Source organism: Pedobacter sp. AC190 (assembly GCF_979258025.1).
Genome location: NZ_OZ409824.1, coordinates 908,944 through 922,245 on the forward strand (window position 1 = coordinate 908,944; position 13,302 = coordinate 922,245).

The 13,302-nt window shown below is 36.4% G+C and carries 10 protein-coding genes and 1 pseudogene; 4 read left to right on the top strand and 7 right to left on the bottom strand.

Annotated elements, in window-relative coordinates; translation table 11 throughout:
- The first annotated feature begins 235 nt into the window (after positions 1-235).
- A complete protein-coding gene (uxuA, locus tag ACZZZI_RS04005; RefSeq protein ID WP_463488634.1) occupies positions 236-1,405 on the top strand; it encodes a mannonate dehydratase in 1,170 nt (389 codons plus the stop codon).
- Positions 1,406-2,311: 906 nt separating this feature from the next.
- Here the strand turns inward: uxuA and ACZZZI_RS04010 are convergent.
- The 6 genes from ACZZZI_RS04010 to ACZZZI_RS04035 all read right to left on the bottom strand — a co-directional run bounded on the left by ACZZZI_RS04010 (position 2,312) and on the right by ACZZZI_RS04035 (position 10,502).
- Positions 2,312-3,337, bottom strand: coding sequence for a LacI family DNA-binding transcriptional regulator (locus tag ACZZZI_RS04010; protein WP_463488635.1), 1,026 nt, complete (start codon positions 3,335-3,337; stop codon positions 2,312-2,314).
- Positions 3,338-3,545: 208 nt separating this feature from the next.
- Positions 3,546-4,646: a glycoside hydrolase family 43 protein gene (locus ACZZZI_RS04015; RefSeq protein WP_463488636.1), complete on the bottom strand. Its 1,101-nt coding sequence runs from the start codon at positions 4,644-4,646 to the stop codon at positions 3,546-3,548.
- A 29-nt stretch (positions 4,647-4,675) separates the two neighbouring features.
- Positions 4,676-7,537, bottom strand: coding sequence for a glycosyl hydrolase 115 family protein (locus ACZZZI_RS04020; RefSeq protein WP_463488637.1), 2,862 nt, complete (start codon positions 7,535-7,537; stop codon positions 4,676-4,678).
- A gap of 1 nt (position 7,538) precedes the next feature.
- Positions 7,539-8,663 (bottom strand): endo-1,4-beta-xylanase, encoded by a 1,125-nt coding sequence (locus ACZZZI_RS04025; protein ID WP_463488638.1) that lies wholly within the window; start codon positions 8,661-8,663, stop codon positions 7,539-7,541.
- Between the two features lie 67 nt (positions 8,664-8,730).
- Positions 8,731-9,471 carry an SDR family NAD(P)-dependent oxidoreductase gene (locus ACZZZI_RS04030; protein ID WP_463488639.1) on the bottom strand — a complete coding sequence of 247 codons (741 nt, stop codon included), beginning with the start codon at positions 9,469-9,471 and terminating at the stop codon, positions 8,731-8,733.
- Positions 9,471-10,502: a LacI family DNA-binding transcriptional regulator gene (locus tag ACZZZI_RS04035; protein ID WP_463488640.1), complete on the bottom strand. Its 1,032-nt coding sequence runs from the start codon at positions 10,500-10,502 to the stop codon at positions 9,471-9,473. The genes ACZZZI_RS04030 and ACZZZI_RS04035 overlap by 1 nt, the downstream gene beginning before the upstream one ends.
- 194 nt (positions 10,503-10,696) lie before the next feature.
- Between ACZZZI_RS04035 and ACZZZI_RS04040 the strand changes: the two genes are divergently transcribed.
- From ACZZZI_RS04040 to ACZZZI_RS04050, 3 genes are all read left to right on the top strand, one after another.
- Complete coding sequence (locus ACZZZI_RS04040; protein WP_463488641.1) at positions 10,697-11,113, top strand: DoxX family protein; 417 nt, start codon at positions 10,697-10,699, stop codon at positions 11,111-11,113.
- A 68-nt stretch (positions 11,114-11,181) separates the two neighbouring features.
- Positions 11,182-12,360: a helix-turn-helix domain-containing protein gene (locus ACZZZI_RS04045; RefSeq protein WP_463488642.1), complete on the top strand. Its 1,179-nt coding sequence runs from the start codon at positions 11,182-11,184 to the stop codon at positions 12,358-12,360.
- A gap of 147 nt (positions 12,361-12,507) precedes the next feature.
- Positions 12,508-12,705 (top strand): hypothetical protein, encoded by a 198-nt coding sequence (locus ACZZZI_RS04050; protein WP_344765054.1) that lies wholly within the window; start codon positions 12,508-12,510, stop codon positions 12,703-12,705.
- Between the two features lie 162 nt (positions 12,706-12,867).
- Here ACZZZI_RS04050 and pgk read toward each other — a convergent pair.
- Positions 12,868-13,065 (bottom strand): annotated as a pseudogene (pgk, locus tag ACZZZI_RS04055) (phosphoglycerate kinase); the annotation flags it as partial.
- Between the last annotated feature and the right edge of the window lie 237 nt (positions 13,066-13,302).

Consider the following 13,302-nt stretch of genomic DNA (forward strand, 5'->3'; position numbering starts at 1 on the left):
TCACAGCTTTTAGCTGTAGTTTTTAAATAATTTTAAGCACCCGTTCGCCTAGTTAGAGACAAAGAATGATGCGTAATTATATTTGGTTATGATAAATGTAGAAATAAAAAATCAATTTGCAACCGATTGCATAAAATATTTTCAATTATTTTTACAATCGTTTATAAAACGCTAAAAAATGGTGTATTTTTACACTGTACCGATTGCACAAACTAAATAAGTAGAGTTTTTTACTATGAAAATGATTGAGACCATGCGCTGGTATGGACCAGAAGATATTGTAAGCTTAACCAACATTAAACAAGCAGGCTGCCAAGGTGTTGTAACGGCGCTACATCATATTTCAGTTGGTGAAATATGGCCCATAGCTGAAATCGAAAAAAGAAAAGCCGAAATAGAAAAACATGGAATGTTTTGGAGCGTTGTAGAAAGTTTACCCGTTCACGAGGATATTAAAAAACGAGCCGGCCAGTATCAAACTTGGATAGAAAATTACAAGATCAGTTTAGCCAATCTTGCCTCATGTGGCATTAAGGTAATTACTTATAATTTTATGCCCGTTTTAGATTGGATGCGAACCAATTTAAAGTTCGAAACCCAAACAGGTGCATTAGCCCTGCGCTTCGAAAAATCGGCCTTTATTGCTTTTGATTTGTTTTTACTCAAAAGACCAAACGCCGAAGCTGATTATTCTAAAACCGAAGTAGAGCACGCAACCGCTCATTTTGAAAAGCTTAGCCCTGAAGAGCGGGAGAAGTTAATGGGCAATTGCTTACAGGGCTTACCAGGCAGTAAGGATAGCTTTACCCCTGAGCAGGTTTTAAACTTGCTTAATGGCTTTAAGGGAATTACCAGAAGTAACCTAAAAGAGAACCTGGTTCACTTTCTGCAAGAGATTACGCCTGTAGCCGATGAAAACGGTATGCAAATGGCTATCCATCCTGATGACCCACCCTACCCAATACTAGGTTTACCAAGAATAATGAGTACCGAAGAAGATGCCCGTTTCATTATAGAACAAGTTCCTGCAAAATCAAATGGCCTTTGTTTTTGCAGCGGTTCTTTCGGTGCCAGACCAGACAATGATTTACCTGGCATGATGGAAAGATTAGGTTCGAGAATATATTTTCTTCATTTAAGAAGCACGCAAAGAGACGATGCAGGGAATTTTTACGAGGCTAATCATTTAGAAGGAAATGCAGATATGTTTACTTTGGTTACCCAGGCAGTTAAACTAATGCACAAAGAGAATAGAGCAATACCGATGCGACCGGATCATGGACACCAAATGCTTGATGATTTAGATAAGAATCCTTATCCTGGCTATTCCGCTATTGGGCGGTTAAAAGGCCTTGCAGAGATACGTGGGTTAGAAATGGGCATACAAAAAAGTATTTTCAAATAATTAACTGGAGATTCAAGCGTCGTTGGTTCTTCGTCACTTTTGATGAAATAAAAAAAAAGTTAATTATCACTCGAAGGAAATTTGATTTTAAAGATGTTTTGATTTTGTTATAGGATCATGCTTGCAACTGAACCCCTTTATTTCACCAAAAGTGACGAAGAATTACAATCCCCATAATCTACGCCTCGGGAAGCAATTGCAAATTACCAATCATATCAACCGACAGCAACTCTACAAAAGGCGCTCTGCAAAAGAGTTCTTTTTCTCAAGTTAAAAATATTATTTCCTAATTTGACTTGCATCATCGCACAAATGATTATATACAATAAGCTGTTATAAAGATGCGTAATGCTTAGTTTAAGAATTATAACGATCCGATCGAGTATTTAACATTAAAAATTTGTAAAACAATCTTAATTAGCATTAAAAATTTGATTGGTTTGTAAATTTTATTCGAATTAGCATTAAATATTTGCACTATGAGTTTTGGCTATGGATAAAAAAAAATCCTATTCGAAGCATTTACTACTTCAGTTTCCCTAAATACTATAGTGGTTAGTTAAACAATAAAATATGCCCTTACCTGGCTGGGGATTGCAGTGTAACGGATCAAAAGATTCCATGTCGAAATGATCACTTCAAGAATTTATGCTACGCAAATCAATAATTTCAGTCATAAACTTGTTGCCGTGATGAATTCTGACTAGCAAGCTGAATCTATATTCGGCATGAACATATTATTGCCCACGAAATCGTTGATTAGCGCTATCGAAAGTACTAGTTGTTTGAAAATTAATAAGGGTTAGTACAATGGGATCAAATCAGTTGGTTTATCGACACAAGATTAAATTAACAATATAGATAGTAAAGATTTCTAGCAAAATTGCTTATAGAAGTTTTTTAAAGCTACCTTTGATGATTTTTATCAGTAGATTGCCGGGCAACAACGGTTGGGTCAAGTACAATATGTTCTATATTTTCATAAGGATTTTCCTGCTGAATCATTTTTAGAAACATTTTTGCACACTCGGAACCAATTTGCGGTGCGTGCTGATCTATCGTTGATAAATTCGGTGTTATGTAGGCCGAAAAAGCTTCGTTAGCAAAACCAATAACACCTATTTCAGGTGGTGTTTCGTCAATTTCCTTAAGTTTTTTAATTACACCCAATGCCGTAAAATCATCGCCAGCAACTATTGCATCTGGCTTATGCTCACTTCTGATCAGTTTACCTGCACCAAATCTGCCATCTTTTATGGATAAGCCACCAAAAACGATATGCTCATCTAATACTGGCAAGTTATTATCCTGCAAACAAGCCTTGTAACCTTTAAGCCTGTCATTAAAAATTTTAATCTGATGAATAGTCGTGATAAATGCAATTTTTTTATAACCTCTGTCTATCAAATGTTGCGTAGCTAGATAACCTGCTTTAAAATCATCCAAAGTTATTGTAGGTACGGCTAAATCTACGTTAACCCGATCAAATAAAATTAAAGGTTTATTCTGTTTAATAATTTCGGCAAAATGTGAAACGTCTTCAGTTTCCAGAGACATAGAAGCCATAATCCCATCAACCTGGGCTTCGAGTAAAGTTCTTACCCCGTTAATTTCATTTTCAACAGATTCGTTTGATTGATATATAATTACCCGGTAACCACTGTCTTTTAGCCCGTCTTCAATGCAGTGAATAATCGATGCAAAAAAATGCGCCTGTACACTTGGCACAATTACACCAATAATATGGGTTTTACCAGATTTTAATGCAGAAGCAAGCTTATTTGGACTATAATTTAGTTTTTTAGCCATCTCCACAACCGCCTTTTTAGTCGCATCGCTTATTGCAGGGAAACCACTTAAAGCTCTTGATACAGTTGAAACTGTAATGTTTAGCTCTTTTGCGATATCGTATATGGTTGTTTTCTTTTTCAAATTTAAATGTGGTGAGCAAAGTTACCTAATAAGACAATGAAGTTAGATATAACTTAACAGCTTGTTTTGGCAATTTAAGTATTTACCTGAAATGATGAAATTCTTTTTAGCTCAAAAAAAAAGAATTCTTCCTAACATAAAATCTGGTTAACCACCAAAGGGCTCTAAAAAAAATCCTGCTCTTTTTATAAATGGAGCAGGATTTTTTTTATTTATTTATTGGATCGATTAGCGCAATTGTGCCGTCGTCTTTATGGCGCAGTTCGGTAACCTTCACATTTCTCAAATGCGTTTTATTAGATAGTTGGGTATCGTGATAAAAAATATACCACTTACCTTTTACTTCTACAATAGAATGGTGGGTTGTCCATCCTTGAACCGGATTCATAAATGTACCCTGATATTTAAAAGGCCCGTAAGGGCTATCGCCTATTGCTGAAGCGAGAAAGTGAGTATCGCCGGTAGAATAAGTGAAATAATATTTCCCGTTAGATTTATGCATCCAGGCGCCTTCAAAAAATCTACGGTCATGATCGTTGGTTAAAAGTGGTTTGCCCGCAGCATCTAAAATTACAACATCTTTAACAGCCTCATCAAAGCCCAGCATATTTTTACTCAGCTTAACAACTTTTGCCTCCAATGCTGGTTCGTTTTCTTTTCCCGAATCTGTTTTAGAACCATTAGCGTCATATTTTCCATTATTCCAACGTTGCAGTTGGCCTCCCCATATACCACCATAATACATATAACTAGTGCCATCAGTATCCGTAAACACAGCAGGATCAATACTAAAACTACCTTCTATAGGCTTTGGTTCTGCCTTAAACGGACCAGCTGGGCTCTTTGATGTTGCAACACCAATACGGAATACATCATTTTTATCCTTAACTGGAAAATACAGGTAATAAGTACCATTTTTAAAAGCAACATCAGGCGCCCAAAGTTGCCTTCCTGCCCATGGAATATCTTTAACGCTAAGTGCCACACCATGATCGGTAACCTTACCATTTATACTATCCATGCTTAAAATATGATAATCTTTCATATCAAAATGGTCCCCATTGTCGTTCTCCGGCGTACCCGATTCTATATCGTGAGAAGGATAAATATATATTTTACCGTTAAAAATATGAGCTGAGGGGTCAGCCGTATAAATATCTTTAATTAAAGGTTCGCTAAGAAATTTCGACTTTTTAACCGTATCATTTTTCAGTTCGTTTTTAGCTCCAGTATTTTGCTGGCATGAACTGGTTGCAGCAAGAGCCATAATTATTGCTATGCCAGATAGCTTTTTAAAATTATTCATCATCTTATTTTCAGATTTATAAATGGATTATTTTACTTCAATACAAAAGTTTCTGGCGCACCTAAAAAACTAGGTTTTAAGCCGCCAAGGTTTAAAACTAATTTTTGCAACACAACACCTGGACTAATCATCCAATATTTCAAGGTATGCTTTCCTGTCTGACTAAATTTTAATGGTGTTTTAAAAATTTTAATGTTATCAGCTACAGATTTTCTCCAGGCCGTTTCAGTCTTATAATCGCTACTAATATTTACAACAACAGGGGCTTCATCGTTAATAGAAACAGCGAATTTCAATCCATCTCCATTTGTAAAATCTATGGTTGGAGATATGAAACTATTCAGTTCAAAAGTTCCAGTTTCATTTAGGTAAATATCATATTCTAAATGTGGTGTATTGGCGTCTAAATTTTGAGTAGACGAAGTAACAGGTACTGGCATCATACCACCCAAGGTTTTTCCATAATTTGGAATGTTTTTCCAGAAGATGGGTCTGCTGCCAACAGCCTTGGTATAATTAGGTGCTTCGATTGCGATATAACCATTATCTGGTAGGAAAGCATTTATATTTTTATCAGCAAACCGTCTGTTATCAACATTTAACAGCATCGTGATTTTAGAACCATCGCTTGCAGAAACCGTAACAAAAGCTTGCGATTTTGCTGCAGGAGCTTTGTCCCAATCAATACTCAGCCAAATACGCTTCTCATCATTTACAGTTCCTTTTACCTCCTTAATTTTTACAAATGCTGATGATTTTATTTCATAACTGAAGCTGCCTTTAGCTTTGTTAAAAAGTTCGAAATAGTGAGGTTTATTGCTATAATAATCGAAAGAAGGCAATGTAAAATTAACTTTTGATTTACCCGTCCACGATGAATCACTACCTTCAATTGACAAACCCATTTCCGCTTTATTCAAATTACTTTTATAAGCAAGGGTAATGGTTTTAGGGATGCTGTTTTGTTCAGGCTGTTGCCAATAAGTATAACCTATATGAGTTTGATCCATCATATGATCCCACTTACCACCTGCCAAGATTTTGTTATAATAATGCGTTATGGCTTCATCTTTTTTATACAACACACTCACTTTATCAGCGAAGGCATTTGCAGAAAACCGACCTTGTCTGGCATAAAGTTTATTCTTAGCTACATTAAAATATAGTTCGTATAAATTGGCGCTGGCCTCTACCGGGTGCATAACTAATTGGTAAAATGCATCCTTTTGGTCTGCTTGAATTTGGCTGTAAATCAGGCTGGTTTTCTGCTCCAGATCTTTATAATCCGAAACCACGTTTTCAAATTCATTATAATTTATTAAACTATAAATACTATCCGAAAGCAGTTCGGGTTTTATCCTGCCGTTATACTTCGAATAGCGATCCAATATGTCAGCAATTTCTGGGGCGAACTGCTCTCCAAACTGTTCAGCACTCCAATCAATGGTGTACTGTTTCAGTTTTTCTGCAGGAATGGCATCTGGAGCCCATGCATAATCCAGAAAAAATGAAATTGGGAATTCCATAGGCTTCAAATCGCCAACGTTAACAATCCAGATTTGATTTGCATTGTACTGGTAAGCTAAATGCATTTGTTCCCAAACTTTTTGAATGGGGTTGGTATTAATCCACTTATAATTTCTAGGATCGCCCACATAATCAAAATGGTAATAAATGCCATAACCACCTTTTCTTGGTGCTTCGTTTAACTTTGGCAATTTCCTAATGTTCCCCCAATTATCATCACAAAGCAGCAAAGTAATATCATTGGGTACTCTCATGCCCTTATCATAATAAGCTTGAACCTCTTTATAAAGCGCCCAAAGCTGTGGCGTTTCTGCTGCTGGTTTCTCTGTAACTTTTTCTATAATTTCCCGTTGATCTTTAACAATCTTTTCCAGCAAAGCAGTTGCTGTTCCTTCTGTCATAGGCTCATCGCCGTCACCACGCATACCAACGGTAATAATCTGCTCTTTACCCGCCACCCGCTTTAAGCCACTTTCCCAAAACGCTCTTAGCTGCGCTGGATTTTGATCGTAATTCCATTTCCCACCATTGTACCGCTTCCACTCATCGTGGGCTCGGGTTAAAGGTTCGTGATGCGAAGTACCGATTACCATTCCATACTCATCAGCCAAAACGGGATTCATTTTATCATCATCATTAAATGCACTTCCCCACATTGCAGGCCATAAATAATTGCCTTTTAGTCTTAAAATTAATTCAAAAACCTTCCCATAAAATTTACTATTAAAACCACCAAATTCCTTTCTGCTCCAACCCGATAAAGCTGGTGCCTCATCATTTAAAAATATGCCTCTGTATTTTACCGCTGGCGATGCAATGACATGTCGACCACCAATAGCATAAAGTGTTTCACTTTTTTTCACCGGAACATCAGCCCAATAATACCAAGGCGAAACCCCAATTTGAGTGGAGAGTTCGTAAATACCATAGATTGCACCACGCTTATCACTCCCTGCAATAACCAGCGCCGAATCTATACCTGCAACTGGGTTCTTTACCACCTGAATTAAGGTACTTTCCCAATTCCCTGCAATGCCAGCCACATCAATTTTATTTGCTCTTATAAGTTGATTAATGATTTCACTTTTTCCAATGGTGCCAACTATAATGGCCATTGTCGATTTTTTATCGGCTAGGAAATCTGGCTTAACACCTGTAACCTTTTCTATATCTAACTGAAGATCTTTAGCAGCTCTGATTACCCCAGGCCAGTCAGTACCACTCACCAAAATAGATGAGACCTTGCCTTTTTTCGCAATTGGAAAACTTCCAGGTGTATAAACTTTTGTTACAAATGGATTTGCACCTGCTGCGAAAGCAATTGCTTTAAAACTGACTAAAAGAATTAACAGGCTAAGTTTCTTCATATTATTTGCTTTTAAAATTGATAACTTCCCAATAAGCTTTTTTTGGTTGCAGATTAGTATCAAAAAGTAGAGGGTAATTTTTTCTTCCCATAACCGGATATTCATCCAACCAGCTGTGGCGATCGGAAACATTCCAAAAAGTAACATTGGTAATTACATCTTTATATGCTCTGAATACATTAAAAACCATGGCATATTTTGCCGCTTGTCTGGCTTCCAAATCGGCAGTGAATTGATCTGACTCGCCAGGCCTTTTCGCTCTTCTATCCTTTTCCCATGGATAAATGGAAATATCTAACTCTGTGAACTGAATTTTTAAACCCAGGGATGAATACCTTTCTATAGCGGTGCGTAAATCTGCTTCTGTTGGTGACTTTAACGACCAATGCGCTTGTAAGCCCACTCCATCTATTGGTACACCTTTACCCTTAAGGCTTTTTAGAAGTTTATAAATTCGTTCTCGTTTTTCGGGCAATTCGCTATTGTAATCGTTATAATAAAGTTTTGCTTCGGGATCTGCCTCATGCGCATACGCAAAAGCCTTAGTTATAAAATCTTCTCCACAGATTTCGAACCATTTAGAATTCCGCAGGAAATTTGCAGGATTATCGTCAATTGCCTCATTCATTACATCCCATGCGTAAATTTTTCCTTTATAACGACCAACAACTGTATTGATGTGTGTTTTTAAACGTTTGAGTAAGGTTTCTTTAGATACTTGTTCATCACCATCTTTAAACATCCAATCGGGTGTTTGCTGGTGCCAGCAAAGGTTATGCCCACGTATTTTGATGCCATTTTTAACTGCGAAGTTTACGATCGAATCTGCAGCCTTCCAATAAAACTCCCCTTCCTTTGGTTGTAAAGGAGCCATTTTCATTGCATTTTCAGCCGTTAAACTATTAAATTGTTTTTTGATTAATACCGATTCGTCTCCTCTTAGATTTCTCAAACCAACGGCTACGCCAATTGGAAAATAATTGCTATAAAAATCTTTCAGCCCTTGATTATCCAAACCAGGTTCAACAGTTAATTGCTGAGCGTGAGCAGTATAGAAGACACCTGAAAGGATTAAATAAACCCACACCGATGCCATAAATTTTAAAAATCTAGAATCCCTGCTCATATATTTGGTTATTTTTTTGAGTATAAAGCAACTTGTGCTTTATACTCGAAAACATTTATTTACTAAACTAAAATCCGATGGAATTTCCCCCATCAATAGGCATAATTACACCCGTAACATATTTCGAAGCATTCGAACATAAGAAATATACGGCTTCTGCTACATCCTCGGGATCGCCCATTTTACCCATTGGTGTTCTTGAAAAAACCTTATTCTTACGTTCTGGATCGGCATCTAAAGCCTTTGCCGACATAGCTGTTTTGATAAAACCTGGCGCCACGCAGTTAATGCGAATGCCTAACGGAGATAACTCGGTTGCCATAGCCCTTGTCATGCCTTCAATGCCTGTTTTTGCCGCAGAATAGGCAATAACTTTTGGAATACCGTATTGAGCTGCCATCGAACTTATATTCACTATATTTCCAGCACCTACAAACAGCATTTTCTTTACCACTTCTCTGCTAATTGCAAATACCGAACTTAAATTGGTTTGGATTATGGTCGCGAAGTCTTCATCAGTAACTTCAATAAAGGGCTTCTTCATGTTGATACCCGCATTATTAACCAAAATATCAATCGCTCCAAATTCTGTATGTATCTGATCAATTAGCGCTGGTATGGCTGCCAGGTTCTGCAGATCGAAAACTTTATAACTACATAAATGACCAAGCTCCCTGGCTACCAAGCTCAATTTATCTTCATTCCGGCCAATTATTACGGTTTGGATACCTTCTTTTACCAATTTCTCTGTAATCGCCAAGCCTAATCCAGCCCCACCGCCTGTTACAACCGCTATTTGTTTATTCATTATTTTTTATTTCTTTGTGATGATGGTCTGACGATTAGTTCAGCATTTAAAATGACAGTACTGGTAAAGCTCAAATCTCCTTCTCCGTCTAAATGATTGATTAAAATACGGGCAATGTTTTCGCCCATTTCATTTCCAGGGTAATTTACGGTCGTAATTGCAGGCTCTGTAACACGAGATATTAGATCATTATTAAAACCTACAATTGCAACATCCTTGGGTACACTAAAACCAGCGTCCTTCAAAATGGTTAGTGCAACTGCAGCGGCAGAGTCGTTGGTTATGAATAAGCCATCGGGCATTTTATCCCTTTTAAAAATATCATTCGCAAAATGATCCTGTAAGACTTGTTCAGTTAAATCATTAGAGATAAACAAGTCTGGCCTAAACTCGATTTTGTGATCTGCTAATGCTTTTTTATAACCCTCGAATCTATCTCTGTATACATTTCTGGAGATGTTTCCTGTTATGTGAAGAATCTCCTTACAGCCCTGCTCAATTAAATGTTTGGTAATCGAATAACCTGCCTTAAAGTTATCAATCAACACCTTGGTAGATTGAATTTCTTCTGCCACGCGATCGAAAAATATAATGGGAATATTTTTCTTGTTAAAGCTATCAAAATGGCTGAAATCCTGGGTATCAGAAGCAAGAGAAACAATTAAGGCATCAACTCTGCTGTTAAACATAGTTGCAGCATTGGCTTTCTCTTTCTTTTCCTGCTCAAAAGACTGACTGATAATTAAGTTATAGCCTGAATTATTAACTATTTTTTCGATGCCTGAAATAACTGCCGACATAAACAAACTATTTAGCCTTGGGACAATAACACCAATTGTATTGGTTTTCTGCCTGCGCAAGTTACTTGCAAATTTATTAGACCGGTAACCTAGCTCGGTAGCTAAATCAAAGATTTTCTTTTTTGTTTTTTTATTAATTGCAGGGTGATCTTGCAACCCCCTGCTTACTGTAGTTGCAGATATATTCAGTCGCTCAGCTAAATCGTAAATTGTAATTTCCTTATCTTGCATACACTAATCAAAATGATATTATTCTATTTGGTATGCCTAAAGTATGGATATATTTTCAAAATTGCAACCGATTGCATTAATTATATTTTACACTTTCCATTATTGGTATAATCCAAATAAAACACTCTAATAAGTGATGTATTGAAAAAGAACATAATTCAAAATTTTTTGTTATTATTTAAAACTTCATGGAGATGGGAAATGAAAATTTAAAAAGAGCAGCAAAAATTCTTTTAGGAGCAGGGCTTATATTTGCAGGAATCGGGCATTTAAGTTTTGCCAGGAAGGCATTCCAGGCACAGGTTCCGAATTGGGTACCCTTAAAAAAAGACGATACGGTTTTAATTTCGGGATTTGGAGAGATTGCACTCGGCACCGCATTAATTTTAGCGCCTAAAAAACACGAAAAACTGCTGGGCTTAGTGGCTGCATCCATGTTTGTAGCCGTTTTTCCAGGCAATATCGCTCAATACACGAATAGAAGAAGTGCCTTTGGATTAGACACAGATGCCAAAAGGTTGGCGAGGCTATTTTTTCAGCCAGTTTTAGTATACTGGGCTTTAAAAAGCACAAGAAATCTGGATAAAAAATTTGATAAAACTATTACTTAGACAGTGTGATAAAGGCTGCTTTGATAAGATATTATTTATATTTTAGTAACCCCTAAACGACAACAACTTTGCATCCCTTTTTTTTCACCGTTATCGGTGCAATATTTATTCTTTCTTTAGTAATTATCCAGCTTTCTTTATACGGTGGCTCAAAAAAATACCTTAACTTTTTATTGGCTACCGCCATTTTCGGAATCGCCTGGTATGCATTAATTTTTCTGATGACTAATTCTGGTTACATTAGGAATTACCCATTTTTATTTAACAAAGGTTTACCACTCTACTATGCCATCGCTCCATGCTTATATATTTATGTAAGGGGATCGCTGAGCATTGAGCATGCAAAATTCAGGAAAACCCATCTACTTCATTTTTTAATTGTTATTCCTGCGGTTATTTCCGTTTTACCTTATAATTTACTCGATTATCCTGCACAGCTGGAGGTTGTAAGAAAAATTGCATCAGATGTTAAATTTGCCTTCTCAGAGCATAAATATATTGTCGAACCATGGCACTGGTTTACCTTTCCTATATCGGCTATAATTTACACGGGTTTGCAATTCAAATTAGCCAGAGCAGCATCACGTAAAAAGTCTAACACCAAAATTGTTAACTGGGTTTATTTATTTTCTAGTATCTGTTTAACCATATTTATCGGGATGCTAATCGTTAACGTACTGATACTAAAAAACCTGAACAGGGTTTGGTTTATACTTCACCAGAGCAATATAATTTTATTGCTTTGCTGCTGTTTACTTTTACTGAGCCTAAGCTTCTTTATTAATCCAGAGCTGATATTTGGATTGAGAAAAACAGATCGATTACAGGAAAGCCAAGTCCTCTCGACCAGTGAAGATAAATCTGATATTAATGCTTTAGAGAAAACGAAAGCAAAAATGGTCGACGAAAATTTGGTTCAGCAGGTGGAAACATTTATCATTGAAAAACAGATATTCAGGAAAAACGGGCTCACCCTTAGCGAGCTTGCCTCTCAGCTTGATGTACCAAGCCATAAACTATCAGATTTATTTAATAACCATTATCAGCTTAATTTCAACAACTATATTAATAACCTCCGCCTTGTCTACATCAAGGAAAGATTAGATTCTGGAGCCTGGAAACAATTGACCCTGGAGGCTATAGCACTTGATGCTGGCTTTTCATCAAGAAACACTTTCTTTGTAGCTTTTAAGAAATCCACTGGTAAAACTCCATCTACCTATCTGAAAGATCTTAAAAAGGCATAAATATGTAATGATTTATAATTTCATTACATTCTTGGTTGATCATTCCAATCAATTGTGCATGAAAAATTCAACATTTGTAAAATGCCTTCGAATATGATTTTACGAAAGCATAACCACTTAGTAAACTAATAAAACAAAACCAAACAAATGCCTAATTCGAAGAAGAAAACTATAATGGTTTTTAAAATCGCATCGGATAAATTTACAGAACTGACCAATTTTGTAGATTGTGATCAGAATTCTCTTATTGTATTCAGCCCAGTTGACGAAGTATCAAGTGGCGCTATTTTTCAGGAGAAATCAATTCTGGAAACGTTGTTCGAAGAATTTGAAAACGCATCCTAACCATTTCTAAATTAAAGATTGAAAGCGATCCTGGTTCTGCTATAAAAAAACAAGGGTTAATATACTCGCGCTCCCACTTAAACAAAAAGCCTGGAATTGTGATTCATTCACATCCAGGCTTTCTTTTATATAAATTCTTTTTTTAAGAAAGGAATACTAGAATTACTCGTTAATGGCTATAACGCCAGGCAATTCCTTACCTTCCATATATTCTAATAATGCACCGCCACCAGTAGAAACATAACTTACAGCATCTTCCATTCCGAATTTTGCAATAGCCGCAGCTGAATCGCCACCACCAATTAAAGAGAATGCGCCATTATCTTTAGTTGCTCCAACAACTGCTTCAGCAACTCCCTTTCGAATACGAAGTAGATTTATAAATTCGATTAGGATCGTTGAATATTTTGCAAGGAAGTTAGGCTCGCATAATTCAAAAATTATAATCATTTTCACAACCAACAAATATCTTTCGTCTATATTTGATAAACCTATTTCACGATATATGTATAATTATAATCAAAATTCACATCTCATAAGTATTTTTCAGCGAAGTCAACGAAATTAAAGAAATAGAAGATCAGTATAATAGGTTTT

Bases quoted from the DNA above. Each gene is read 5' to 3' on its own strand.
- ACZZZI_RS04050 (WP_344765054.1), top strand. From the start codon at position 12,508: ATGCCTAATTCGAAGAAGAAAACTATAATGGTTTTTAAAATCGCATCG.
- ACZZZI_RS04020 (WP_463488637.1), bottom strand. From the start codon at position 7,537: ATGAAGAAACTTAGCCTGTTAATTCTTTTAGTCAGTTTTAAAGCAATT.
- ACZZZI_RS04030 (WP_463488639.1), bottom strand. From the start codon at position 9,471: ATGAATAAACAAATAGCGGTTGTAACAGGCGGTGGGGCTGGATTAGGC.
- uxuA (WP_463488634.1), top strand. From the start codon at position 236: ATGAAAATGATTGAGACCATGCGCTGGTATGGACCAGAAGATATTGTA.
- ACZZZI_RS04015 (WP_463488636.1), bottom strand. From the start codon at position 4,646: ATGATGAATAATTTTAAAAAGCTATCTGGCATAGCAATAATTATGGCT.
- ACZZZI_RS04035 (WP_463488640.1), bottom strand. From the start codon at position 10,502: ATGCAAGATAAGGAAATTACAATTTACGATTTAGCTGAGCGACTGAAT.
- ACZZZI_RS04025 (WP_463488638.1), bottom strand. From the start codon at position 8,663: ATGAGCAGGGATTCTAGATTTTTAAAATTTATGGCATCGGTGTGGGTT.
- ACZZZI_RS04040 (WP_463488641.1), top strand. From the start codon at position 10,697: ATGGGAAATGAAAATTTAAAAAGAGCAGCAAAAATTCTTTTAGGAGCA.